This is a genomic window from Variovorax sp. GW821-FHT06D12 (assembly GCF_059419205.1).
Window position 1 is genome coordinate 748,373 of the sequence record NZ_JBWKRI010000001.1, and the last position, 23,941, is coordinate 772,313.

Sequence of the window (23,941 nt, forward strand, 5' to 3'; positions counted from 1 at the left end):
GCATAAGAAAACACGAAAAGCGTATTTCCCAGCGACGGCATGGCGCGGGCACAGTCCCACGCCTGTATCGCTCTTTTTCCGGCGCGCCCTCGGGGCCGCCCGGCTCTCCATGGCATCCATCCACGACACGCCGACGCGCCCCGCCGCGCCCACGGCCCCCGCCCGCCCTTCCACGCTCGCCCCCTCTTCCCAGCAACTCGCCGAGCGCTTCCGCCCCGTCTTCGCGCGCATCGCCGAGCACGCGGCGCAGCGCGAGAACGACCGCGAACTGGCCTACGCGCCGGTGGCCTGGCTCAAGGCCGCCCGCTTCGGCGCACTGCGCGTGCCGCTCGCGCACGGCGGGCTGGGCGCATCGGTCGAGCAGCTGTACGACCTGCTGATCGAACTCGGCGAAGCCGACTCCAACCTGCCACAGATCCTTCGCGCGCACTTCGGCTTCATCGAACGCCTGTTCGCCGAGATCGATCCTGCGCTGCACGGCCCCTGGATGCGCCTGGCGGCCGACGGCGTGATCTTCGGCAACGCCACCACCGAGCTCGGCGAAGGCGCGCTCGGCGCGCTGCAGACCACGCTCACGCGCGACGCGCAGAGCGCCGACACGTGGCGCCTCGACGGCGACAAGTTCTACAGCACCGGCACGCTCTACGCCGACTGGATCTCGGTCGCGGCCCAGCGCCTGAACGACGACGGCAGCAGCGACCGCGTGATCGCGCTCGTGCCGGCGGAAGCGGCGGGCGTCGAGCGTGTCGACGACTGGCGCGGCTTCGGCCAGCGCCTGAGTGCCTCGGGCTCGACGCGCTTTCGCCAGGTGCGCGTGAAGCCCGAGCACGTGCTGCTGTACGTGCGCGACCAGCCCACGCCGCTCACCGCGCATTTCCAGCTCACGCACCTGGCGACGCTGGCGGGCATCGCACGCGCCATCGTGCGCGATGCCGTGGCCTTCGTGCAGCCGCGCAAGCGCGTCTACAGCCACGGCAGCGGCGCCACGCCGCGCGAAGACCCGTTGGTGCAGCAGGTGATCGGCCAGCTCGCGAGCACGGCCTTCGTGGCCGCGTCGACCGTGCAGGCGGTGGCGCGCGGGCTGGGCGAGGTCGATCGGCACCTGCAGCGCGGCGAAGCCGTGCCCGAACAGTTGCTGTTCGAGGTGGAACTGAACACCGCCAAGGCACAGGCCGGCATCGTCGATGCGGTGCTGCAGGCGGGCACGCGGCTGTTCGACATCGGCGGCGCCTCGGCGCTGCAGGAAGACCGGCGGCTCGACCGGCATTGGCGCAATGCGCGCACGCTGGCGTCGCACAACCCGACGATCTACAAGGGGCGCCTGGTGGGCGACCACCTGCTCAACGGTGCGCGGCCGACCTTCTACTGGGCGGTCGGCGCCATCGCGAGCTGAGACGGGAAGAAAAAGGAAGACGCCGCGAGGCGGTGTTCAGACCCGCGGCAGCGCCGCGAGAAAGGTCGACACCACGATGGCAGCAGCGCGATCGAGCTGCAGGATGTCGGCGACATCGAAGGCGTTCGGCGCCGTGTGCCCGCTGGTGCCGAGCGGCTTGCGGATTTCGACCAGCACTTCGGCGGCGAGTTCGCGATCGCTGCGCGGACGGCCGTCGGGGTGCATCACCCACTCGTCGACCTGCTCGATGGGGATGCTGCGAAACACCCCCACGATCGGGACGTACTTGTAGCGGTCCTCGCCCACGAGGATGGGCACGCTGAGATTGCAAAAAAACGTATTCGTCGACATGCGGAACGCCGTCGCTAGCCAAAGCAAAAGTTGATTAATTGTTTTCGAGTGTGACTCCGATAGTCATTTTCCCGACCGAGGGCATACGGCAAGACGTGACCTTCTGCACACAAAGTGCGGTCAATTCCGCCGAATTACTCGGGAAAACAACTACTTAATTCTTACACAAAGACACGGATGGCGCGCTTTGTGTACGATTTTTGGCATACGAAATGTTGCGACCACCGCTTCGGCCGGCCGAAACGGGCGCGCAAACAGCTGCGCCTCGCGGTGACTGCACCGCGAGGAACGCAGGAAAAAACGAGAAGAAGAAACTCAGGCCGGCGCGCTGAACTGCGGCGCCCGCCGCTCGATGTTGGCCTTCACGGCCTCGAGCTGGTTGGGGCTGCCGATCAGCGCCTGCTGCTCCACCGACTCGGCGATCAGCAACTCGGCCGCGCTGTGCGCGAGCGACGCGTTCAGCAGCCGCTTGCCGGCGCGGATCGCGTCGGGGCTCTTGGCGGCGATCTCGTGCGCCATCTGCAGCGCCTCGGCCAGCGGGTCGGCGGCCACGCGCGTGGCCAGGCCCAGGCGCACGGCCTCTTCGCCCGAGAAGATGCGGCCGGTGAAGGTGAGTTCGCGCACGACGTCGGTGCGCGCCAGTTCGCGCATCAGCACCATGCCGGCCATGTCGGGCACGAGGCCCCATTTGATCTCCATCACCGACAGCTTCGTGTCGGCGGCCACGAGCCGGATGTCGGCGCCCAGCGCCACCTGCAGCCCGCCGCCGAAAGCCACGCCGTGCACGGCCGCGATGACCGGCACCGGCACTTCGCGCCACACCATCGCCACCTGCTGCGCGGCGTTCGAGAGGCCATGCGTGCGCGCGACCAGGTCGGTGCCGCCGGCCGCGGCGCCCAGCACGTCGCTGGCGGCGCCCTGCCCCATGCGTTCGAACGACGCCATGTCGAGCCCCGCGCAGAAGGCCTTGCCGCGGCCCGCGATGACGACGGCGCGCACGCTCTTGTCGTCGCGCAGCGCCTCGCCCGCCTGGACCAGCGCGTCGAACATCGCGGGGTCGAGCGCGTTCATCTTGTCGGCGCGCGCCAACTGCAGTTCCGCCACGCCGTCGGCGTGGCGGGTCCATTCGATACGGTCGCTCATTGCATGTCTCCTGTCGGTGTCTGGGTATCGGCTCAGTATCGCGCGACCGGGCCGCTGGGCGATGATGCGCACTGTCGCCGACCCAACACCTCCGCCGCCTCGCCATGCCCCTGGACCGCCGTCACTTTCTCCTGCAATCGGGCGCCACCGCCGCCGTCGTCGCGCTGTTCGGCCAGGGCTGCGCGCGCTCGCAACTGCCGCCTTCCACGGGCGCGACGAGCCCGGCGGGCTTCTTCACCAGCGTGCCCATTTCGCAACGCGACGCGGTGGTGGTGCCGCCGGAGTACGAGTGGCAGATGCTCTACCCCTGGGGCGCGCCCACGGGCGTTGCGGGCCGCATGCCGGCCTTCGCGCCCGACGCCGGCAACAGCGCCGACGAACAGGCCCTGCAGGCGGGCATGCACCACGACGGCATGCACTTCTTCGCGCTCGATGCGCGCGGCGAACGCGGCCTGCTCGTGATGAACCACGAGTACACCGACGAGCAACTGCTGCACCCCGACGGCGTGAAGGCCTGGAACGCCGACAAGGTCCGCAAGTCGCTGCATGCGATGGGCGTGTCGGTGATCGAGGTCCGCCGCACACAAGAAGGCTGGCGCCAGGTGCTGCCCTCGCCCTACGCGCGCCGCGTGCATGGCCGCACGCCGATGCGCATCGCCGGCCCCGCCGCGGGCACGCCGCTGATGCGCACCGCCGCCGACCCGACGGGCACCGGCGTCTTCGGCACCTTCGCCAACTGTGCGATGGGCGTCACGCCCTGGGGCACCTACCTGACCTGCGAGGAGAACTTTCATGGCTACTTCGGCGGCCCGAAGGAGGCAGCCAAGAACGCGACACCCGCGCAGCGCCGCTATGGCACGGTGCCGGGCGCGCAGTGGGTGGAGTACTGGCGCTTCGACGAACGCTTCGACCTGAGCCGCCATCCGAACGAGCCGCACCGCTTCGGCTGGGTGGTCGAGATCGATCCCTTCGACCCCGAGTCGGTGCCCGTCAAGCGCACCGCGCTCGGCCGCAAGCGCCAGGAAAGCGCAACCTGCACCGTGGCCAAGGACGGCCGCGTGGTGGTCTACATGGGCGACGACGCGCGCTTCGAATACATCTACAAGTTCGTGAGCCGCGACCCCGTGCGCCCCGGCACCGATGCCGCCGCGCGCGCCGCCAACCGGCACCTGCTCGACGAAGGCACGCTGCACGTCGCGCGCTTCGACGCCGACGGCCGCGGGCGTTGGCTCGAGCTGGTGCACGGCCGCCACGGCATCGACGCGGCCAGCGGCTTCGCCAACCAAGCCGAAGTGCTGATCCACGCGCGGCTGGCGGGCGACATCGTCGGCGGCACGAAGATGGACCGCCCCGAATGGATCGCCGTGCATCCGCACAGCGGCGAGGTGTACGTCACGCTCACCAACAACACGCAGCGCGGCGACCTCGGCAAGCCCGGCGCCGACGCCGCCAACCCGCGCGCGCCCAACTTCTTCGGCGGCATCCTGCGCTGGCGCGAGGACGGCGGCGACGCGGCCAGCACCGCCTTCGCCTGGGACCACTACGCGCTCGCGGGCGACCCCGCGCAGCCCGGCGCCGGCACGCGCTACCCCGGCGACCACGCCGATGTCTTCGGCTGCCCCGATGGCCTGCACTTCGACAGCGGCGGGCTGCTGTGGATCCAGACCGACATGAGCGGGCAGTCCATGGGCAAGCCGCCCTATGCCGCGCTCGGCAACAACCAGATGCTGTGCGCCGACCCGGCCACGGGCCGCATCCAGCGCTTCCTCACGGGGCCCAACGGCTGCGAGATCACGGGCTGCGTGGTCACGCCCGACCGGCGCACGCTGTTCGTCAACATCCAGCACCCGGGCGAGTCGCGCGACGACGGCGACGCGAAGCACAACAGCGCCTGGCCCGACGGCACGCAGCCCGGCAGCGCGCGACCGCGCTCGGCCACGCTGGCGATCCGCCGGCGCGACGGCGGTATCGTCGGCACCTGACAGTCGAACACATCACAACAACAGCCCCAGGAGATCCCCGTCATGAGCATCCGCATCGTCCGCCTCGGCACCCCGCGCGCACCCGGCGAGGGCCTGCGCATCGGCACCGTGCGCCGCCCGCCGCGCGGCGTGCCGAAGACCGAGTTCGCCTCGCAGAACTGGTACGACGTGTGGTACCCCAACCTCGCGCCGTCGGCCGAGACGATGAAGCTGGGCCAGGAAGCCGAGACCCCGGCGCAATGGAACGCCTTCATGCGCAAGTACAAGGCCGAGATGGCCGAGGCCGACGCGAGCCGCAGCCTCGACCTGCTCGCGGCGCTCTCGCACACCGCCGCGCTCGCGGTCGGCTGCTACTGCGAGGATGAATCGCGCTGCCACCGCTCGCTGCTGCGCGGCCTGCTGGCCGAGCGCGGAGCGGACATCGCAGCCTGAGCGAAGTCGTTCAGACCAGCGGCGCGCCGACGAACACCGGCAGCTGCTCGGCCTGCGCCGTGTAGGCGGCGAGCAGTGGAAAGTCCGACGGGCGCACCGCGTCGGGCAGGATGAATTGGGTGAAGGTCCAGGCCACCGCCGCCGAAATGCCGCCCTGCGTGATCGTGTTTTCTGCGGGTGCCGCCAGCGGCGCAGCCGCCAGTTCGCGCTCCACCTCGGCATAGGCCGTATTCAGCTGGCCCTGCACGCGATCGACCCACGGCTGGTGCTGCTTCTCACTGGGCCGCAGGTTGCGCTCGTAGACGATCTGCACCGTCTTCTCGCAGGCCGCGAGCGCGAGCCCCGTGAGGCGCAGGTCGCGCAGCCGACCGGCCGGGTCGGCAGGCCACAGGCTGCGGCCGGTGACCGCTTGCGCATGGTCGATGATGAGCGCCGAATCCATCAGCACCGTGCCGTCGTCGCACACCAAGGTCGGGGCCTTGACCACCGGGTTGATCGCGCGGAACTGCTCGAAGGTGCTGAAGACCGAGATCGAGCGGTGCTCGAAACCAAGGCCGAGCAGGCGCAGCGAGATCGCGGCGCGGCGAACGAAGGGCGAGTCGAGCATGCCGACGAGTTGCATGGGGTCTCCTGGAAAAAGATGACTGCCACCATAGCGGCTGCGCCGCGCGCGCAGAAGGGCAACCCATCGAAAATCGGCGCCGCCTACCGATCGATCATCGGTCCCCTCTTCTTTCGCCGCACGCCATGACCCTCGACAAGAAAGACCGCCTCATCCTCGAAGCCCTGCAGACTGACGCGCGCCAGAGCCTGGCCGCGATCGGCAAGCGCATCGGCCTGTCGCAGCCGGCGATGAGCGAGCGCGTGCGCAAGCTGGAGCATGCGGGCGTGATCGAAGGCTACGGTGCGCGCGTGAACCTGCGCGCGCTGGGCGTGGGGCTGGAAGCCATCATCCGCATCGACACCACGCACGCGGCCATTGCGCGCTACCTCGCGCTCTTCGAGGCCATGCCCGAGGTGCTCGCGGTGGACCGCGTGACTGGCGCCGACTGTTTCTTCGTGCGCTGCGCCATCGCCGAGCCGACCGACCTGGAGCGCGTGGTGGATGCACTCGCGGTCGATGGTTCGGTGACCACCTCGCTCGTGCTGTCGAGCCCCGTGCGCAAGCAGGTCACCGTGGGTGCGGCAAAGGCGCCGCGCAAGTAAGCGTCAGCGCTGCGCCTTGTCCTTCTGGTTCTGCGCCTCGATGCGTTCGCGCGCGGCCAGCCAGTCGGCGTCGCTCCACTCGCGCAGCTCGTAGAAGTTGCCGCCGGTGGCCAACGCATTGCCGCCGTCCATCATGATGCTCTGGCCCGTGAGCCAGTCGCACTGGCCCGGCGCCATCAGGAAGGAGGCGAGGTTCTGCAGCTCGCTCATGCGGCCCACGCGCGCCATCGGATTGGTCTTGATGCTGCGCGCGCCGGGTTCCTCGCCGGGGTTCAGGCGCTTGCTCATGCCTTCGGTCGGGATCTCGCCGGGGCCCACGGCGTTCAGGCGGATGCCGTGGCGCGCCCACTCCACCGCGAGCGACTTGGTCATGACCTCGATGCCCGCCTTGCTCATGGCCGAAGGCACGACGTACGGGCTGCCGTTGTCGACCCAGGTGACGATGATGCTCATCACGCTGCGAAAGGCATCGCCCGGCTTCCACGCGCCCGACTTGGCCTGCGCCACCCAGCGCTTGCCCACCGCCTGCGTCACGTAGAAGCTGCCGTGGAACACGATGTTGGCCACGGCGTCGAAGGCGCGCGGCGAGAGGTTCTCGGTCGGCGAGACGAAGTTGCCCGCCGCGTTGTTCACGAGGCCGGTGAGCCCGCCGCTCTGGAACAGGCTCTCGACCATCTCGTCGACCTGCTGCGCGATGCGAATGTCGACGCCGAAGGCATCGATGCGCCGATCGGGAAACTGCTGGCGCCAGGCGGTGGCGGTTTCTTCACAGACCGCCTGGCGCCGGCCGCAGATGGCGACGTCGGCGCCCAAGCTCAGAAAGCGCTCGGCCATGGCACGGCCGAGGCCGGTGCCGCCACCGGTGACGAGGATGCGCTGGCCGCGCATCAGGGATGCTTCGAACATGAGGGGTCTCCTTGGCGTTGCGGCAGCGGCAGGAGCGCGTGCTGCCATCGGCCGCATGCTACGACTGCCAGGGCGCCATGGCTTGCGGAATCTGGCTCTGCCGGCGGGTGAAAATGGCCGCGCCCCTTCCCTTTCACCCCTGGACCTTCCGGACACACGACCCATGCCCCGTTCCTCCGATGCTTCCTTCCTGCCGCTCGACGGCGTGCGCGTGCTGAGCCTGGCGCTCAACCTGCCGGGCCCCGCCGCGCTGCTGCGCTGCCGCACGATGGGCGCGGCCTGCCTCAAGCTGGAGCCGCCCGGCGGCGATCCGATGGGGGTGTACAACCGGCCCGCGTACACGGCGCTGCACGAGGGCGTGGAGGTCCGCACGGTCGACCTGAAGACCGAGGCCGGCCAGGCGCAGCTGCACGCCGAGCTGGCCCGCACCGACGTGCTGCTGACCTCGTTCCGCCCGTCGGCGCTGCAGAAGCTGAAGCTCGACTGGGCCTCGCTGCAGGCGCGGCACCCCGCGCTGTCGCAGGTCGCCATCGTCGGCGCCCCGGGCGAACGCGCCGAGGAGCCGGGCCACGACCTGACCTACCTGGCCGAGAGCGGCCTCGTCACCGGCACCGCGCTGCCGCCCACGCTGTACGCCGACATGGGCGGCGCACTGCTCGCGAGCGAGGCGGTGCTGAAGGCCGTGCTGCAGCAGACCCGCCAGCGCGGCGGCGTGTACCTCGAGGTGGCGCTGAACGCCTCGGCCGACTGGCTCGCCATGCCCCGCACCTGGGGCCTGACGAAGCCTGACGGCGCGGTGGGCGGCGCGCACGCCGGCTACCGCGTCTACCCCTGCGCCGACGGCCGCGTGGCGGTGGCGGCGCTGGAGCCGCATTTCGCGGCGCGCCTGTGCGACGTGGCCGGCGTGGCGCCGCCGGACATGATGGCGCCGGCCACGCACGCGGCGCTGGCCGCCTGGCTCGCGACGCGCACGCGCGCCGAGCTGGAGGCCATGGGCCGTGAGCGCGACGTGCCGCTGCTCACGCTGGCCGACTGACGGCGCTCAGGACGCCGGCAGGCGCAGTTCGCTCAGCTTGCGGTCCAGCTTGATGAGCCAGATGCGCGTCGGCCGCTCCAGGTCGGAGCCGCGCGTGATGCGCGCGCTGGTGGCGCCCGCGGGGCAGCCGCTGAAGAGCTTGCCGGTGGCATCGACCGTGCAGTCTTCGACGCTGCCGGCCACGGTCTTTCCATCGGCGCCGAGCAGCACGGTGCCCAGGCCGAAGTCGTTGTCGTTCACCAGCGCCAGGGTCTGGTCGTCGACGATGGTCAGGCCCTCGGCCTTCTCGGCCAGCCAGCCCAGCACGTTGAGGTCGAGCAGCTCGGTCTTGCGCATCGTCACCACGGTCGAATAGTCGGCACCGTTCGACGCAGCCTGCGTGATGCTGCTGATTTCCAGGTTGTGGTCGAAGGCCTTGATGTCGGTCGCGTTGGCCGGCAGCTCCACCAGCATCAGCTTGTTGAACACCTTGCCGTCGCCCTTGCGCGCGCCCTGCTCGATGACGATGAAGCGGCCGTTGCCCAGGCTCACCATGTCGCCGAGCTTGGCGTTGCCGGTGCGGTCCTTGTCGTACTGGCTGCCGTCGATCGGGTAGGCGTAGAGCTTCGAGGTCTCGGTGGCCGGATCGAACGCGAGCCAGCGCGTGAACTTCGCGATGTGGCGCACGTCGGTGTTGCTGCCGCCCGGCGGCTTGGCCTTGATCGACTTGCCGTTGGCGTCGCGCGGGTCGATGGGGCTTTGCAGGAAGCCGTGCAGCACGCCGCTGGCCGCGTCGAGCGTCAGGCCTTCCATGCCGCGGTTGGGGCGGCGCTGGGCCAGCACGGCCGGCAGGTCGGTGGCGCCGGGGCCGGGCGCGTACTTCTTCTCGACCACACCGCTGGCGATGTTCAGGCGCGCGATGAAGGGACCGTACTCGTCGCTGGTCCACAGCACGTTGCGCGCCTTGTCGAGCACCAGCGTCTCGGGGTCGAGGCCGTTGGCGTCGTAGCCGGCCTTGGCTTCGTCGAACTTGTACTGGTCGGTCAGCGGGGTCTCGCCGGTCGAGCCCACGCCCGAGCGCGGCGGCAGGCCGGTGATCTTGGTGTTGGCGTCGCGCGTGAGCGGCACGCTGGTGCTGAGCACCGCGCCGGTCTTGCCCACGCGCACGACGCCGAAGCTCGGCGCGAACGATGGCGCCGGGAACACCTTGCTGATGCTGGTGACACCGTCGCCGCCGCCGGGCACGGGCGCGGTCGGGCCGTCGCCGTTGGGGCCGCGGTCGGTGATGGCGTAGAACTCGAGCGCGCCGTCGTCGGCCTTGCCCTTGAACGCCAGGCCCGAGCCGTAGGCCGGCAGGAAGCCCTGCGGAAAGTCGGCCTTGATGTCCGGGTTGTCGCCCTCGTAGGGCACGTGGAAGCGGGTGTCGGCCTGCAGCTGGTAACGCGTGACGGCGATGCCGATGGCGCCGAGCTGGTTCGTCTGCGTCGACGCCTCGGTGACCGGTGCGGCCAGGCGCGAGGCCAGCGTGTCCTCGAAGTGTTCGCGGGCCAGCATGCGGCGGTTCGAGTCGACCATGCGGGCATTGTAGGGAGCGGGCAACGCGGCCAGCACCGCGTTGAGCGCGGTGTGGAAGGCCTCGGGCGAGGCGTTGAAATCGAGCGCGCCGGCCGTCAACGCAGCCTTGAGCGCGGGCGTCAGGCGGATGCCGTTGGCGGGGTCGCGGTCCTCGTCGAAGCTCTGCAGCGCGAGCAGGCGATTGACCACGGCATCGGCCTTCACGTCGCTGCCGCCAGCCAGGGTGAGCGGCGTGATCGCTTCGCCGCACGCGGCGCTGCCCAGGGCCAGCGCGCCGGCGCTGAAGGTGACGGTCTCGCCGTCCTTGCAGATGAACTCGCCCTTGGCGTTGGTGGCGGCCTTGGCGGCGCTGCCGGCCACGTAGTCGAGGCCTTCGACTGCGGCATCCAGGAAGGTGCCCGTCTTCGACTGTGCCGCCGGTGGGTTGGTGGTGCCGCCACCGCCCACCGGGAACGACCAGCCGCCCCCGCCGCCGTTGCCGCCGCCGCAGGCGGTCAGCACCGCGCCAGCGCCCACCAGCGCCAGCCATCCCATCCTCGATCCTCTTGTTGTCTTGCGCATTGCCTGTTGTCCTTGTGATGCGCCCGCGCAAAGGCGCAAGCCCCGGCGATTAATGCCGAGGCAGATGACAAGCCCGTGAAACTGCAACCGAAAGGTTGCGGTGCTTAGCGACCGCTGCCGTCGCGCTGGCGGTCTTCGCGCTTCACCGCGAGGTAGGTATCCAGGTCAACCTCGTGCAGCTGGCGCGGGTAGCGCTCGGCCGCCGCGAACCAGTAGCGCTGCCGGCGCTCGGCCGGGTCGTTGGCGCTGGTGGCCAGGTAGGCGTCGAGCGTGAGGAAGTAGCGCATCGCATTGCGCTCCACCAGCCCGCGCAGGCCGCGGATGTACTCGGGCTGGCCGTCGGCGCCCTTGCCCACCACGGTGAAGCCCACCTTGGAACTGCCGAAGGTGGCGAGGTAGGCCTGCGTGGCCAACCGCACCATCGTGTTGTGGTTGTAGCCGTAGCTGAAGTGCAGGAAGGTCTTGCGCTCGTCGAGCGCCACCGCCTCCAGGCGCACGCGGTAGTTGCTGGTGCCGAACGGGCCGGTGTCGGCCGACATCTCGACCTGCAGGTGCTCGGGCGTGGCGCTGGCAACGCGGTAGGCAAAAGGCAGCTCGAAGGCCTGGTCGACCGGCTTGTCGTAGCGGCGCACCACGAACAGCGTGAGCGTCTCCTTGCCCTGCGGCGAGGTGCTGATGCGGCAGCGCCGGTTGTTGATGTGCAGCGTGAGCAGTTCGCACCAGTGGTCCGAGCCCTTGAGCGCCGCGCTGACCTTCGACAGCGGGTGTTCGACCACGGCATAGATGTCGCCCTCGAGGCCGCCGGGCGTCTCGGTGGAATCGAGCTGCACGGGACGCCCGAAGCGGCTCTGGTCGAGCTTGTCGCTGAGCTTCTGGTGCTCGGCGCGCAGGGCCTGGGCCCCCGCGGGCGCGGAGGCCTCGGGGGCCGCCGCCTGCGCCAGCAGCGACACGCCGCAGCAGGCGGCCACCGCCAGGATGCGCTTCCACGAAACCGGCACGGGGGGCGAACTGCTCATCATGGGGCTACACGATACCCCGGTTCCGCCGCACCAGCAGCAGCATCGCCCCCGCCAGCAGCGCCGCCCCCAGCCATTGGCGCGGCGCCATCGGCTGGGCCAGCCACAGCGCCGCCAGCCAGGCCGCCACCAGCGGTTCGATCAGCGTACCGACCACCGCCGCCGTCGGCGAGAGCCGACGCGCGCCCCAGGCGAAGGCCAGGTAGGCGACCGAGGTGGTCGCGACGCCGGTGTAGGCCGCGCCCGTCCATTGCGCCGTGCCCTCGGGCCAGGTGATGCCGTTCGCCACGGCGACGCCGAGCATGCACAGCGCCGCGGCGCTCATGCCCCAGGCGGACGCGGTCACGGCCGGCACCCGCGCCGGCATGCGCGCGTTGCCCAGCACCACCAGCGCATAGCAGACGGCCGAGCCGAAGGACCACGCCAACCCTGCGCCGTAGCCCGTCGGCAAGGCGCCCCAGCCAGCGGCCGGCATCACCAGCAGCAGCACGCCCGCCAGCGCCAGCACGAGGCCGCCGAGCAGGCGCGCGCCGAAGGGTTCGTAGCCGCGCAGCACCGACACGCAGGCCACGATCAGCGGCGCGCAGCAGATCGAGATCACCGTCGGCAGCGCGGCACCCAGGTGCGCGATGCCGGCGAACCAGCAGCTCACGTTCAGCGCCATCGCGGCGCCGGTGCCGACGACGTGGCCCTGCTCGCGCCGCGTCAGATGGCGCCAGCCGGCATCGGCGACCGATGAACGCCGCGTCGCCTGCCAGTGCAGCCACCACAGCAGCGGCATGCCCAGCGCGAAGCGCGCCAGCGACAGGCTGTGCGGCGCGATGCCGCCGTCGATCAGGAATTGCGCCACCAGGGCGCCGCCGCCCCAGAGCACGCCGGCCAGCAGCACGCCGCCCCAGGCCAGGGCGGCCGTTGTTCTTGCATTCATGTTGAATCTCTCCGTGAGGCCCGTCGCCTCGGCGTCGCGTCGACGCATTGCCGGGGGCGGGCATGACCATCCGGCCGCCGCCCGGCCTGTCTTCGCTCAGAGGAAGAAGGCGGACGGCAGCGACCACTTGCGGGCATGACGGGCGCGGCGCGAGGCGCGCGCGAACGTCAGCGGCAGGTCGACGAAGGGGGAGAGTGATGCAGGTGCATGAGCGGCCGATGATAGGAGCGGCGCCCCGTGCCCACAAGAGAGAATCGCCCGCATGTGCCCTGCCCTCTTTCACCGCAATCCATGAAGCGCCAAGGTCGACTCGTTCGTTGGGAGGCCGAGCGCGGCTTCGGTTTCATCCGCAGCCCGGAGGTGTCGGCCGACGTGTTCGTGCACCTGCGCGACTTTCGCGACCGCCAGCTGAAGCCGCAGGTCGGCATGGCGGTGCACTTCGAAGAGATCCATGTCGGCGGCAAGGGGCCGCGTGCGGTGGCCGTGGAAGCGGCTGCGGCCTCGGCGGCTGCCGTGCCTCGTGCAGCGTCACGCGCGCAGCCGTGCCGGCCTTCGGGGCGCAGCACAGCCGGCACGCCGTGGGGCGCTTGGCTGATCGTGGTCTACGCCGTCGGCCTGGGCGCCGCCGTCTGGCTCGGCCACCTGCCGCTGCTCGCGCTGGCGGTCGTCGCGGGGCTGAGCCTGCTCACCTTCGGGGCCTACGCCTTCGACAAGCGCGCGGCGCAGGCCGGGCGCTGGCGCACGCAGGAAAGCACGCTGCACCTGCTCGCGCTCGCGGGTGGCTGGCCGGGCGCGTGGTGCGCGCAGCAGCTGCTGCGGCACAAGTCGAGCAAGGCGAGTTTCCTGTGGAGGTTCTACGTCACGGTCGCGCTGCATTGCGCGGCGCTGGGGGCGTGGGTGTTCTGGCTGTCAAAGCACGCGGCCGTCGGCTGACCGCGTCTTCGACCAGGCCTCAACGCACCTTGCGTGAAGGCTTGTTGAGCGGCTTGCCGCCGCTGCCGTTGTCGCGTGGCGGCAGGCCCGTGTGCTGCGTGAGGATGCGGCCCTTGGAGGGCTTCACCGGCGCGAGCCTGACCGGCGCCGCGGCCTTGGCGGCCACCGGCGCAGAGGTCGAGTTCTTGCGACGCGCGCTCGTGTAGCCGCCATCGGTCAGCGGCTGCCACGTCGGGATCAGGTGGTGCTTGCCGTTGCCGATGAGGTCGGCGCGGCCCATGCTCTTGAGGGCCTCGCGCAGCAGCGGCCAGTTGTTGGCATCGTGGTAGCGCAGGAAGGCCTTGTGCAGGCGGCGGCGCTTGTCGCCGCGCACGATGTCCACCGTCTCGCTCTCGCGCGTGATCTTGCGCAGCGGGTTCTTGTTGGTGTGGTACATCGTCGTCGCCGTGGCCATCGGGCTCGGGTAGAACGTTTGCACCTGGTCGGCGCGGAAGCCGTTCTTCTTGAGCCAGATCGCGAGGTTCATCATGTCCTCGTCGCTGGTGCCCGGGTGCGCGGCGATGAAGTACGGAATGAGGTACTGCTTCTTGCCCGCCTCGGCCGAGTACTTCTCGAACATCTGCTTGAACTTGTCGTAGCTGCCGATGCCGGGCTTCATCATCTTCGTGAGCGGGCCCTGCTCGGTGTGCTCGGGCGCGATCTTCAGGTAGCCGCCGACGTGGTGCTGCACCAGCTCCTTCACGTACTCGGGCGACTGCACGGCCAGGTCGTAGCGCAGGCCGGAACCGATGAGGATCTTCTTGATGCCCTTGAGCGCCCGCGCGCGGCGGTAGATCTTGATGAGCGGGTCGTGGTTGGTGCCCAGGTTCGGGCAGATGCCCGGATACACGCAGCTGGGCTTGCGGCACGCCGCCTCGATCGCGGGGCTCTTGCAGCCCAGGCGGTACATGTTGGCCGTGGGGCCGCCCAGGTCGGAGATGGTGCCGGTGAAGCCGCTGACCGAATCGCGGATGGCCTCGACCTCCTTGATGATCGAGTCTTCCGAGCGGCTCTGGATGATGCGGCCCTCGTGCTCGGTGATCGAGCAGAAGGTGCAGCCGCCGAAGCAGCCGCGCATGATGTTCACGCTGAAGCGGATCATCTCCCACGCGGGGATCTTGGTCGCCCCGTCGTGGCTGCCGTTCTCGTCGGCGTAGCGCGGGTGCGGGCTGCGCGCGTACGGCAGGTCGAACACGTGGTCCATCTCGGCCGTGGTGAGCGGAATGGGCGGCGGGTTGATCCACACGTCGCGCGCGGTGGCGCCCTCGCCGTGCGCCTGCACGAGTGCGCGGGCGTTGCCGGGGTTGGTTTCCAGGTGCAGCACGCGGTTGGCGTGGGCATAGAGCACCGGGTCGCTGCGCACCTGCTCGTACGAAGGCAGGCGGATCACCGAGCGGTCGCGCGGCGGCACGGCGATCTTGCCGCGGCCTTGCAGCGCCGGGTTGGGCACGAAGTTCAGCGGCTTGATGGCGGGGTTGACGACCGAACCGGCGGCAGAGCCCGCGGCTTCGGCGGCCTTGGCGACAGCTTGCGCCTCGTCTTCCTTCGCGCAGGTGGCGCCGTTGGCCTTGGCCTGGTCGGACACCATCAGGTACGGGTTGACGTGCGCCTCGACGCGACCGGGTTCGTCGACGCTGGTGGAGTTGATCTCGAACCAGGCGTCGGGCGTTTCGCGCCGCACATAGGCGGTGCCGCGCACGTCGGTGATCTGCTGCACCGGCTCCTTGGCGGCCAGGCGGTGCGCGATCTCGACGATGGCGCGCTCGGCGTTGCCGTACAGCAGCAGGTCGCACTTGGCGTCGACCACGATGGAGCGGCGCACCTTGTCCGACCAGTAGTCGTAGTGCGCGATGCGGCGCAGGCTGCCTTCGATGCCGCCCAGGATGATCGGCACGTCGTTCCAGGCTTCCTTGCAGCGCTGCGAATACACGATGGCCGCGCGATCGGGGCGCGAGCCGCCGACGTCGCCGGGGGTGTAGGCGTCGTCGCTGCGGATCTTCCGGTCGGCCGTGTAGCGGTTGATCATCGAATCCATGTTGCCGGCCGTAACGCCGAAGAACAGGTTCGGCTTGCCCAGCACCTTGAAGGGCTCAGCGCTTTGCCAGTCGGGCTGCGCGATGATGCCCACGCGAAAGCCCTGCGCCTCGAGCATGCGGCCGATGACCGACATGCCGAAGCTGGGGTGGTCGACGTAGGCGTCGCCCGTGACCACGATGATGTCGCAGCTGTCCCAGCCGAGCGCGTCCATCTCCTTGCGCGAGGTCGGCAGGAACTTGGCCGTGCCGAAACGGGCCGCCCAGTACTTGCGGTAGCTGGTCAGCGGCTTGGCGGCACGCGCAAAAAAGGAGACGTCGACGGGGGCGTTCATCGGTGGGAGCGGACAGCGCCGGGGCGCCGCCTGTGTGGGCAACCCTCGATTTTAGGGTTTTCCAGCATTTCTGTCGCCCTGAAGATCCCTTGCCCCGGAACGAGAGGGCTCTTATTTGATTGCCAAAGTCAATCAATTTGAATGACAATGGCAACCATGCCCACGCCAACGCCCCCCGTCGACCCGTCCGCCGTCAAGGCCATCCGCCGGTTCAACCGCTTCTACACGCGCCGCATCGGTGCCCTCGACCCCTACCTGGGCAGCGACCTGTCGCTGACCGACGTGCGCGTGCTCTACGAGCTGGCGCACCGCGAAACCCCCGTCGCCAGCGAGATCGGGCGCGACCTGGGCTTCGACGCCGGCTACCTCAGCCGCATCCTGCGCCGCTTCGAAACCCACGGCTGGCTCACGCGCGAGCCGCACCCGCGCGACGCCCGCCAGAGCGTGCTGCGCCTGACCGAGTCCGGCCATGCCGCGTTTGCGCCGCTGCAACAGAAATCGCGCGACGAGGCCGCCGCCCTGCTCGCCGCGCTGCCGCCGGCGCAGCAGAACCAGCTGGTGCAGGCCATGGACACGGTGCAGGCGCTGCTCGAACCGGCCGCATCGCCGGCCCGGCCCCAGGCGGCCGTGCTGCGCGACCCGGCGCCCGGCGACATCGGCTGGGTGGTGCAGCAGCACGGCGAGCTGTATGCGCGCGAATACGGATGGGACCACCGCTTCGAAGCGCTCGTGGCGGGCATTGCGGGCGAGTTCCTGCTCAAGTTCCAGCCCGAATGGGAGCGCTGCTGGATCGCCGAGCTCAACGGCGAGCGCGTCGGCGCGATCTTCGTAGTGCGCAAGTCGGCCACCGTGGCGCAGCTGCGCATGCTGATCCTCACGCCGGCCGCGCGCGGGCTGGGCCTGGGCGGGCGCCTCGTGGACGAGTGCATCGCCTTCGCGCGCCGCAAGGGCTACAAGAAGATGACGCTGTGGACCAACAGCTGCCTCACGACCGCGCGCAGCATCTACGCCAAGCGCGGCTTCCAGCTCGTGCACTCGGAGCCGCACGAGGGCTACGGCCAGCCGCAGGTGGGCGAGACGTGGGAGTTGAAGCTGTAGCGCCTACTGCATGTACCAGCCGTGGCTCACGACGAGCGACTGGCCGGTGAGTGCATTCGTTGGGAACGCCGCAAACAGCAGCGCCACGCGCGCCACATCGTCGGTGGTGGTGAACTCGCCATCCACCGTTTCCTTGAGCATCACGTTCTTGACAACCTGCTCCTCGGTGATGCCCAGCGTCTTCGCCTGTTCGGGAATCTGCTTCTCGACCAGTGGCGTGCGCACGAAGCCCGGGCAGATCACATTGGCGCGCACGCCATGCTTGGCACCTTCCTTGGCGACCGTCTTGGCCAGGCCGATGAGGCCATGCTTGGCCGTGACGTACGGCGCCTTCAGCAGCGACGCTTCCTTGGAGTGCACCGAGCCCATGTAGATCACGCTGCCGCCGCGGCCTTGCGCGTACATGTGCTTCAGGCAGGCCTTGGTGGTGAGGAACGCACCGTCCAGGTGAATGGCGAGCATCTTCTTCCAGTCGGCGAAGCTGAACTCTTCGACCGGATGCACGATCTGGATGCCGGCGTTGCTGATGAGGATGTCGATGCCGCCGAAGGCCTTCGCGCCCTCTTCCACCGAGGCGTTGACCTGGTCTTCGTTCGTCACGTCGACCGCCACGCCGATGGCCTGCGCGCCCGTGGCCTTCAGTTCGGCGGCGGTGGCGTCGGCCGCTTCCTTGTTCAGGTCGGCAATGATGATCTTCGCGCCTTCCTGCGCGAACAGGATGGCGATTTCCTTGCCGATGCCGCTGGCCGAGCCGGTGATGTAGGCGACCTTGTCCTTGAGTTGCATGGTGAAGCGTCCTTGGAAGTGGTGGATAGGAAAAAAACGAGCAAGAACCGGGCACGCGCCCGGCTGACGTCCCTCAGCGCGACAGTCCCGGCCGCTTGATGCGCCCGGTGCCCGGCTCGCCGAGGTCGAAGGTGGTCACGCCATTCACCGTGGCGTCGGCGCGCAGCGTCTCGGGATGCGCGAGCGTCTTGCCCATGTCGCGCACGCCCGATTCCCAATGCTCCTCGACCGCGGCGCGCGAGAACTCGTAGTCCTTCGACTCGAGCTCGTACGTCTTGTCGCGGTAGATCAGGTGAAAGATGTCGATCGGCTCGTGCGTGAGCTGCGCCTGCACCTCGACCACGCTCGGGTCGTTGCGCAGGCCGGGCGGCAGCTTGGCGATCAGGTCGGCAATGGCCTGCTGCAGGTTCATGTTGGCCGCCAGCGCGTCGGTGTTCAGGCGCGTGCGGCTCGAATAGGTGATGTCCTTCTGGCGCTCCATCACGCCCGACAGCGTGTGCGGCATCTCGCCGCGCGCATTGAACAGGTCGACCTGCAGCACCACCAGTGCCTCGGAACGCGGGTGCGTGTCGAGCACGTACTGCAGCGGCGTGTTCGAGACGATGCCGCCGTCCCAGTAGTCGTCGCCGTCGATGTGCACCGGCGCAAAGCCCGGCGGCAGCGCGCCGCTGGCCATGATGTGCTCGGGGCCGATGCGCTGGCGCGTGTTGTCGAAGTACACCGAGTTGCCGGTGCGCACATTGACGGCGCCCACGCTGAAGCGCGCCTCGCAGGCGTTGATGCGGTCGAAGTCGATGAGCCGCTCCAGCGTGGCCTTCAGCGGCGAGGTGTCGTAGTAGCTCAGGAGCGGCGCGGCACCGCCCAGCAGCAGGGCCGGCGAGTAGCGCGGCTCGAAGAAACCGGGGATGCCGACCAGCGAGGCCATGGTGGCGCTCCACTGGTTCTGCGTGGCGCGGTCGCCGAGCCACGACGGCAGGCGCTGCGCCGGCCCCGAAGACACCAGGTGCCAGAACTCGCGCAGCCGGTCGACCCGCTGCGCGGGCGCATTGCCGGCGATGAGCGCGGCGTTGATGGCGCCGATCGACACGCCCGCGATCCAGTGCGGCTGCAGGTCGGTCTCGCTGAGCGCGGCGTACACGCCCGCCTGGTAGGCGCCGAGCGCACCGCCGCCCTGCAGCACCAGCGCCTTGCGGGCGGTGCGCATGCCTTCGCGGCGGGCGATGAAGGGATGGGGTGGTGCGTGCGAAGAAGAGGAAGCAGCGGTGGCGGCGCGAGGCTTTTTCTTGGGTGTCGTCGTCATGCGGTCATTGGACACCAGCCCCGCGACAGCCACCTGACCAGGGGCCTTTTCGCGGCTTCAGCCCGGACGAATCTCACATCTTCGGCAGCATCTGCCCGCGGATCTCGCCGCCCGGGTTGGCGGCTGTGTGGATGTTGGCGTACCACTTGCCGGCCACGAGGTCGGCCGCCTGCGCCGGCGTGAGCATGGCCTGGCCCTCGATCGGGCTGGCCGGACTCGCGAAGGGCAACACCACGCCGGCATTCGCGCCCGCGGCGGCGGGCCCGTGGAAGTGGGCCGCCGTGGCCGGGCCGCTCAGGCCTTCGTAAGTGATCTTGTACTTGAGCACGTTGGTGTCGCGGTTGAGCCAGGCCTCGGCCATTCCGCTGCCGCGCGTCATGTTGGGCGGCACCTGGCTGGCCGCGTTCATCGCGCCGCTGAAGCTCGCGACGTTCGACTTGGACATCATTCCGCAGCCGGCCAGTGCGACGGCGGCCAGGCCCGCGACGAGGGTGCTGCGCCAGAGTGTGCGAGTGTTGTTCATGGTCGGGGTCTCCTGTGGATGAAAGCATTCAGCATAGGCAGACGCCGCCTGCGGCCTTGTCGGCCAGCACCCCTTCTTCGCACGCCTGTGCAAGAGAATGCAACGATGATTTCCGACGACACACTCCCCTCCGCACACGACGTGGTCGCCTTCTGGCGCGATGCCGGCCCCGAGCGCTGGTTCGCGAAAAGCGATGCCTTCGATGCCGCCTGCATCGACCAGTTGGCCGCCGCCCACCAGGCCGCGGCCAGCGGCCGGCTCGACCACTGGGCCGACACCGGCGAAGGCGCCCTGGCCCTGCTCGTGCTGCTCGACCAGTTCCCGCGCAACGCCTGGCGCCAGAACCCGCACATGCTCGCCACCGACGGCCTCGCGCTGGCCGTGGCGCGCCGCGCCGTCGAGGCCGGCTTCGACCGGCAGGCCGAGGCGCTGATGCAGCGCTTCTTCTACCTGCCCTTCATGCACGCGGAAGTACTGGCCGAGCAGGAGCGTTCGGTGGAACTCAACGCCACGCAGGACGCCAGCACGCAGCACTTTGCCGTGCTGCACCGCGACATCGTGGCGCGCTTCGGGCGCTTTCCGCACCGCAACCGGATGCTCGGGCGCACGTCCACGCCCGAGGAGCAGAAGTTTCTCGACGAAGGCGGCTTCGCCGGTTAGGGCGGTTAGGCCGTGTCGGCGTGCGCGGGCAGCGGCACGTCGCGCGTCGGCGACGCCTGCCCCGTCGGTTCGCCGATGGCGTCCTTCATCGAGCCGTAGGTGCGCGCATAGACCCAGGTGAACTCGGCGCCCAGCAGGAAGATCTGCGCCGAGTAGTACACCCACACCAGCACCACCACCAGCGAGCCGGCCGCGCCGTAGCCCGAGGCCACGCTGCTCTTGCCGATGTACAGGCCGATGAGGTGCTTGCCCACGGTGAACAGCAGCGCCGTCACCGCCGCGCCCACCCACACGTCGCGCCACTGCACCTTGGCGCGCGGCATGATCTTGTAGATCATCGCGAAGATCACCGTGACCATCGCGAAGCTGAAGACGAAGTTCACCACCTGCGCCAGCGTGGCCCAGGCACCGAACACCGGCGACCACCACTTGCCCAGCGCGGCCAGCGCCGCGCTCGCCACCAGCGACACCATCAGCAGGAAGCCGATGCCCATGATCATGCTGAACGACAGCAGCCGCACGCGCAGCATGTTGAAGATGCCCTTGTTGCGGGTGCGCGCGGGGGCACGCCAGATGCGGTCGAGCGCGTCCTGCAGCTCACCGAAGACGGTGGTCGCGCCCACGATCAGCAACGCGATGCCGACCACCGTGGCCACGATGCCCTCGGTCGGCTTGTTGACCGCCTGCAGCATGCCCTGCACCGCCGCCGCGCCCTGCTCGCCCATCAGGCCCGAGAGCTGCGCGAAGATCTCGCCGCGCGCGGCCTCCTGCCCGAAGACCAGGCCCGCCACCGCGATCACGATCAGCAGCAGCGGCGCAATGGAGAACACCGTGTAGTAGGCCAGCGCCGCGCCCATGCTCGGGGCGTAGTCGTTGGACCAGGAAGCGAAAGCGCGCCGGCAGAGATCGAAGAGTGCGCGAAGTCGAATGAGCATGGCGTCGGGTCCCGGTGAAGCAGTGCGCCTACGATAATCGTTCCACATGCATCCGTCCGCCCCCGCCGCGGCATCGCCGCCCGACCACCCGCAGCCCGCGTCGCCACGCGACCTTTTCGTTTCGTTCACCTGGCTCGCGCTGCAGGGCTTCGGCGGCGTCCTCGCCATCGTCCAGCGCGAGATGGTCGAGAAGAAGAAATGGCTCACGCCCGACCAGTTCCTCGAGGACTGGGCCGTGGCGCAGGTGATGCCGGGGCCGAACGTGATCAACCTCGCGCTGATGATCGGCGACCGCTACTTCGGCCTGCGCGGCGCCGTGGCCGCGGTGGCGGGCATGCTCACCGTGCCGCTGTTCGTGATCCTCGCGCTGGCCGTGCTCTACGCGCACTACGCCGCCAACCCGCAGGTGGCCGCCGCATTGCGCGGCATGGGCGCGGTGTCGGGCGGACTCATCGCGGCCACGGGCATCAAGCTGATCCCGCAACTGCGCAAGCACCCGCTGGGCTTCGCGACCTGCCTCGCGTTCGTGGCACTGGTGTTCGCGGCCATCGCGCTGCTGAAGATTCCGCTGGGATGGGTGCTGCTCGCGGTGGGCGGCGTGGCCTGCGTGTGGACCTGGAAGAAGATCGCGCCATGAATATCGTCATGCAATGGCACGACTGGCTGGCCCTCTTCGGGCAGTACCTGCTGCTGTCGCTGCTGTCGATCAGCGGCGCGATCACCACGGTGCCCGACATGCACCGCTACCTCGTGGCGCAGCACGGCTGGCTCACCGAGGCGCAGTTCACCTCCTCGGTCGCCATCGCCCAGGCCGCGCCCGGGCCCAACGTGCTGTTCGTGGCGCTGATGGGCTGGAACGTCGGGCTCAACGCGGGCGGCGGCATCGGCGCCGGGCCCATGGCCTGGCTGCTGGGCTTCTTCGGCCTGATGGTCACCATGGTCGGCATCATGCTGCCGAGCACCACCCTCACCTACGTCGCCACGCGCTGGGGCCACCGCAACCGCACGCGCCGCGAAGTGCGCGCCTTCAAGCAGGGCATGGCGCCGGTGGTGGTCGGGCTGCTCATCGCCACCGGCTGGGTGCTGGCCGGCGGCAACCAGTCGAGCGGCGTGCCGGCCTGGCACCTGTGGCTGCTCAGCGGCGTGGCCGCGCTGGTGGTCTGGCGCACGCGCATCCACCTGCTGTGGCTGCTGGGCTGCGGCGCGGCGCTGGGCGCGGTAGGCTTCGTTTGAGCCTTTTTCCTTTCTGCATACTTTTTCTTTCAGGAGCCCTCTGCCATGTCGCAACTTCGTCCGCTCGGCCGTTCCAGCCTTCGGGTGTCTCCCCTCGCCTTCGGTGGCAACGTGTTCGGCTGGACCGTCGACGAGGCGGCCTCGTTCAAGCTGCTCGACGCCTGGCTCGACGCCGGCTTCAACTTCGTCGACACCGCCGACGTCTACTCGGCCTGGGTGCCGGGCCATGTGGGCGGCGAGTCGGAAACGATCATCGGCAAGTGGCTCAAGCACAGCGGCAAGCGCAACCGCTTGGTGCTCGCCACCAAGGTCGGCAAGCCGATGGGCGAAGGCAAGGTGGGCCTGTCGCCCAAGTACATTCGCGAAGCCGTCGAGGCCTCGCTCAAGCGCCTGCAGACCGACTACATCGACCTGTACCAGTCGCACGACGACGATGCCAACACGCCGCTCGAAGACACGCTGGGCACCTTCGACGCGCTCATCAAGGAGGGCAAGGTGCGCGCCATCGGCGCCTCGAACTACACGGCGCCGCGGCTGGCCGAGGCGCTCGATGTGTCGGAGCGCCTGGGCATCGCGCGCTACGAGAGCCTGCAGCCGCTGTACAACCTGTACGACCGCGCGGTGTTCGAAGACGCCCTGGAGCCGCTGTGCCTCAAGCGCGAAGTGGGCGTGATCAACTTCTACGCGCTGGCGGCGGGCTTTCTCACCGGCAAGTACCGCACCGAGGCCGATGCGGCCAAGAGCGCACGCGGTGCCAACACCACCAAGAAGTACCTGAACCCGCGCGGCCTGCGCATCCTCGATGCGCTGGACAAGGTGGCCCAGCAGTACAACGCCAAGCCCGGCCAGGTCGCCATTGCCTGGCAGATCGCACGGCCCGGCGTGACCGCGCCGATCGCCAGCGCCACCTCGCTGGCGCAACTCGAAGAGCTGGTGGTGGCCACGCAACTCAAGCTGGACGCGGGCACCATCGACATGCTCGACCGGGCCAGCGCCGAGACGCCGGCCTGACGAGCCCCGGCTAGCCGTCGACCGGGTTCAGCGGCGTCGCCAGGATGCGCTGGTAGAACGCCACGTCGAGCCAGCGCCCGAACTTGAAGCCGGCCTGCCGCACGGTGCCTGAATGCGTGAAGCCCAGGCGCTCGTGCAGCGCGATGCTGCCGGCGTTCGAGGCGTCGATGGCGCCGACCATCACATGCACCTCGCGCGCGATCGCCTCGGCCACGATCGCCTCCATCAGCGTGCGGCCCAGGCCCTCGCCGCGGTGCGCGGCATCGACGTACACCGAGTGCTCGACCGTGTACTTGTAGGCCGGAAAGGCGCGGAACGTGCCGTAGCTGGCGAAGCCCAGCAGCTTGCCGTTGTCGTTCACCGCACCGATCACGGGAAAGCCGCCGGCGCGCTTGGTGGCGAACCACGTCACCATGTTCTCGGGCGTGCGCGGCTTGTAGTCGTACAGCGCGGTGGAGTTGACGATGGCCTCGTTCAGGATCGCCAGGATGGCGCCTGAATGGGCTTCTTCGGTGCAGGCGATGAGACGCATGGTGTTTCTCTGTCG

The 23,941-nt window shown here is 69.4% G+C and carries 24 protein-coding genes; 11 read left to right on the plus strand and 13 right to left on the minus strand.

Annotated features, from left to right (window positions below):
* The first annotated feature begins 109 nt into the window (after window positions 1-109).
* Window positions 110-1,393: an acyl-CoA dehydrogenase family protein gene (locus tag AC07SQ_RS03515; protein WP_495270720.1), complete on the plus strand. Its 1,284-nt coding sequence runs from the start codon at window positions 110-112 to the stop codon at window positions 1,391-1,393.
* 36 nt (window positions 1,394-1,429) lie between these two features.
* Here AC07SQ_RS03515 and AC07SQ_RS03520 read toward each other — a convergent pair whose 3' ends face one another.
* Both AC07SQ_RS03520 and AC07SQ_RS03525 read right to left on the minus strand, forming a co-directional pair.
* Window positions 1,430-1,744 carry a hypothetical protein gene (locus AC07SQ_RS03520; RefSeq protein ID WP_070060970.1) on the minus strand — a complete coding sequence of 105 codons (315 nt, stop codon included), beginning with the start codon at window positions 1,742-1,744 and terminating at the stop codon, window positions 1,430-1,432.
* Window positions 1,745-2,059: 315 nt separating this feature from the next.
* Complete coding sequence (locus AC07SQ_RS03525) at window positions 2,060-2,887, minus strand: crotonase/enoyl-CoA hydratase family protein (protein WP_495270719.1); 828 nt, start codon at window positions 2,885-2,887, stop codon at window positions 2,060-2,062.
* Between the two features lie 104 nt (window positions 2,888-2,991).
* On the opposite strand from AC07SQ_RS03525, the gene AC07SQ_RS03530 reads away from it, so the two are divergent.
* Window positions 2,992-4,869 (plus strand): PhoX family protein, encoded by a 1,878-nt coding sequence (locus AC07SQ_RS03530; RefSeq protein WP_495270718.1) that lies wholly within the window; start codon window positions 2,992-2,994, stop codon window positions 4,867-4,869.
* A 42-nt stretch (window positions 4,870-4,911) separates the two neighbouring features.
* Window positions 4,912-5,301 carry a DUF488 domain-containing protein gene (locus AC07SQ_RS03535; protein ID WP_095947243.1) on the plus strand — a complete coding sequence of 130 codons (390 nt, stop codon included), beginning with the start codon at window positions 4,912-4,914 and terminating at the stop codon, window positions 5,299-5,301.
* 10 nt (window positions 5,302-5,311) lie between these two features.
* Here the strand turns inward: AC07SQ_RS03535 and AC07SQ_RS03540 are convergent, their stop codons facing one another.
* Window positions 5,312-5,923, minus strand: coding sequence for a glutathione S-transferase (locus AC07SQ_RS03540; RefSeq protein WP_495264833.1), 612 nt, complete (start codon window positions 5,921-5,923; stop codon window positions 5,312-5,314).
* A gap of 125 nt (window positions 5,924-6,048) precedes the next feature.
* Here AC07SQ_RS03540 and AC07SQ_RS03545 point away from each other — a divergent pair, with 125 nt between their 5' ends.
* Window positions 6,049-6,507: an Lrp/AsnC family transcriptional regulator gene (locus AC07SQ_RS03545; protein ID WP_062481605.1), complete on the plus strand. Its 459-nt coding sequence runs from the start codon at window positions 6,049-6,051 to the stop codon at window positions 6,505-6,507.
* 3 nt (window positions 6,508-6,510) lie between these two features.
* Here AC07SQ_RS03545 and AC07SQ_RS03550 read toward each other — a convergent pair whose 3' ends face one another.
* A complete protein-coding gene (locus tag AC07SQ_RS03550) occupies window positions 6,511-7,413 on the minus strand; it encodes an SDR family oxidoreductase (protein ID WP_495270717.1) in 903 nt (300 codons plus the stop codon).
* 163 nt (window positions 7,414-7,576) lie between these two features.
* Between AC07SQ_RS03550 and AC07SQ_RS03555 the strand changes: the two genes are divergently transcribed.
* A complete protein-coding gene (locus AC07SQ_RS03555; protein ID WP_495270716.1) occupies window positions 7,577-8,449 on the plus strand; it encodes a CoA transferase in 873 nt (290 codons plus the stop codon).
* A gap of 6 nt (window positions 8,450-8,455) precedes the next feature.
* Here the strand turns inward: AC07SQ_RS03555 and AC07SQ_RS03560 are convergent, their stop codons facing one another.
* The 3 genes from AC07SQ_RS03560 to AC07SQ_RS03570 form a co-directional block, all read right to left on the minus strand.
* The gene (locus tag AC07SQ_RS03560; RefSeq protein WP_495270715.1) at window positions 8,456-10,537 is read right to left on the minus strand and encodes an esterase-like activity of phytase family protein; all 2,082 of its coding nucleotides are present in this window, start codon (window positions 10,535-10,537) and stop codon (window positions 8,456-8,458) included.
* Window positions 10,538-10,668: 131 nt separating this feature from the next.
* Window positions 10,669-11,580 carry a hypothetical protein gene (locus tag AC07SQ_RS03565; RefSeq protein ID WP_495270714.1) on the minus strand — a complete coding sequence of 304 codons (912 nt, stop codon included), beginning with the start codon at window positions 11,578-11,580 and terminating at the stop codon, window positions 10,669-10,671.
* A gap of 7 nt (window positions 11,581-11,587) precedes the next feature.
* Window positions 11,588-12,508, minus strand: coding sequence for a DMT family transporter (locus tag AC07SQ_RS03570; RefSeq protein ID WP_307586851.1), 921 nt, complete (start codon window positions 12,506-12,508; stop codon window positions 11,588-11,590).
* A 291-nt stretch (window positions 12,509-12,799) separates the two neighbouring features.
* Here AC07SQ_RS03570 and AC07SQ_RS03575 point away from each other — a divergent pair, with 291 nt between their 5' ends.
* On the plus strand, window positions 12,800-13,441 hold the full coding sequence (locus AC07SQ_RS03575; RefSeq protein WP_495270713.1) for a DUF1294 domain-containing protein: 642 nt from the start codon (window positions 12,800-12,802) through the stop codon (window positions 13,439-13,441).
* Window positions 13,442-13,460: 19 nt separating this feature from the next.
* Here AC07SQ_RS03575 and AC07SQ_RS03580 read toward each other — a convergent pair whose 3' ends face one another.
* A complete protein-coding gene (locus AC07SQ_RS03580; protein WP_495259792.1) occupies window positions 13,461-15,848 on the minus strand; it encodes a YgiQ family radical SAM protein in 2,388 nt (795 codons plus the stop codon).
* A 156-nt stretch (window positions 15,849-16,004) separates the two neighbouring features.
* Between AC07SQ_RS03580 and AC07SQ_RS03585 the strand changes: the two genes are divergently transcribed.
* A complete protein-coding gene (locus tag AC07SQ_RS03585; RefSeq protein WP_495270712.1) occupies window positions 16,005-16,946 on the plus strand; it encodes a bifunctional helix-turn-helix transcriptional regulator/GNAT family N-acetyltransferase in 942 nt (313 codons plus the stop codon).
* Between the two features lie 3 nt (window positions 16,947-16,949).
* Here the strand turns inward: AC07SQ_RS03585 and AC07SQ_RS03590 are convergent, their stop codons facing one another.
* The 3 genes from AC07SQ_RS03590 to AC07SQ_RS03600 all read right to left on the minus strand — a co-directional run bounded on the left by AC07SQ_RS03590 (window position 16,950) and on the right by AC07SQ_RS03600 (window position 19,555).
* Window positions 16,950-17,732, minus strand: a complete 783-nt coding sequence (locus AC07SQ_RS03590) for a 3-hydroxybutyrate dehydrogenase (protein WP_495270711.1) — start codon at window positions 17,730-17,732, stop codon at window positions 16,950-16,952.
* A 73-nt stretch (window positions 17,733-17,805) separates the two neighbouring features.
* Window positions 17,806-19,032 (minus strand): patatin-like phospholipase family protein, encoded by a 1,227-nt coding sequence (locus AC07SQ_RS03595; RefSeq protein ID WP_447744858.1) that lies wholly within the window; start codon window positions 19,030-19,032, stop codon window positions 17,806-17,808.
* Window positions 19,033-19,105: 73 nt separating this feature from the next.
* The gene (locus AC07SQ_RS03600) at window positions 19,106-19,555 is read right to left on the minus strand and encodes a CHRD domain-containing protein (protein ID WP_495270710.1); all 450 of its coding nucleotides are present in this window, start codon (window positions 19,553-19,555) and stop codon (window positions 19,106-19,108) included.
* Window positions 19,556-19,660: 105 nt separating this feature from the next.
* Here AC07SQ_RS03600 and AC07SQ_RS03605 point away from each other — a divergent pair, with 105 nt between their 5' ends.
* Window positions 19,661-20,215, plus strand: a complete 555-nt coding sequence (locus AC07SQ_RS03605; RefSeq protein WP_495270709.1) for a DUF924 family protein — start codon at window positions 19,661-19,663, stop codon at window positions 20,213-20,215.
* A gap of 5 nt (window positions 20,216-20,220) precedes the next feature.
* Here AC07SQ_RS03605 and AC07SQ_RS03610 read toward each other — a convergent pair whose 3' ends face one another.
* The gene (locus AC07SQ_RS03610) at window positions 20,221-21,150 is read right to left on the minus strand and encodes a YihY/virulence factor BrkB family protein (protein ID WP_495270708.1); all 930 of its coding nucleotides are present in this window, start codon (window positions 21,148-21,150) and stop codon (window positions 20,221-20,223) included.
* Between the two features lie 46 nt (window positions 21,151-21,196).
* On the opposite strand from AC07SQ_RS03610, the gene AC07SQ_RS03615 reads away from it, so the two are divergent.
* From AC07SQ_RS03615 to AC07SQ_RS03625, 3 genes are read left to right on the plus strand one after another with little or no spacing between them, the layout of a single operon-like run.
* A complete protein-coding gene (locus AC07SQ_RS03615) occupies window positions 21,197-21,787 on the plus strand; it encodes a chromate transporter (protein WP_062481071.1) in 591 nt (196 codons plus the stop codon).
* On the plus strand, window positions 21,784-22,383 hold the full coding sequence (locus AC07SQ_RS03620) for a chromate transporter (protein ID WP_139704537.1): 600 nt from the start codon (window positions 21,784-21,786) through the stop codon (window positions 22,381-22,383). Before AC07SQ_RS03615 ends, AC07SQ_RS03620 begins: the two co-directional genes overlap by 4 nt.
* Window positions 22,384-22,428: 45 nt before the next feature.
* Window positions 22,429-23,394 (plus strand): aldo/keto reductase, encoded by a 966-nt coding sequence (locus AC07SQ_RS03625; protein WP_139704534.1) that lies wholly within the window; start codon window positions 22,429-22,431, stop codon window positions 23,392-23,394.
* A 10-nt stretch (window positions 23,395-23,404) separates the two neighbouring features.
* Here the strand turns inward: AC07SQ_RS03625 and AC07SQ_RS03630 are convergent, their stop codons facing one another.
* Window positions 23,405-23,926: a GNAT family N-acetyltransferase gene (locus AC07SQ_RS03630; protein ID WP_495270707.1), complete on the minus strand. Its 522-nt coding sequence runs from the start codon at window positions 23,924-23,926 to the stop codon at window positions 23,405-23,407.
* Between the last annotated feature and the right edge of the window lie 15 nt (window positions 23,927-23,941).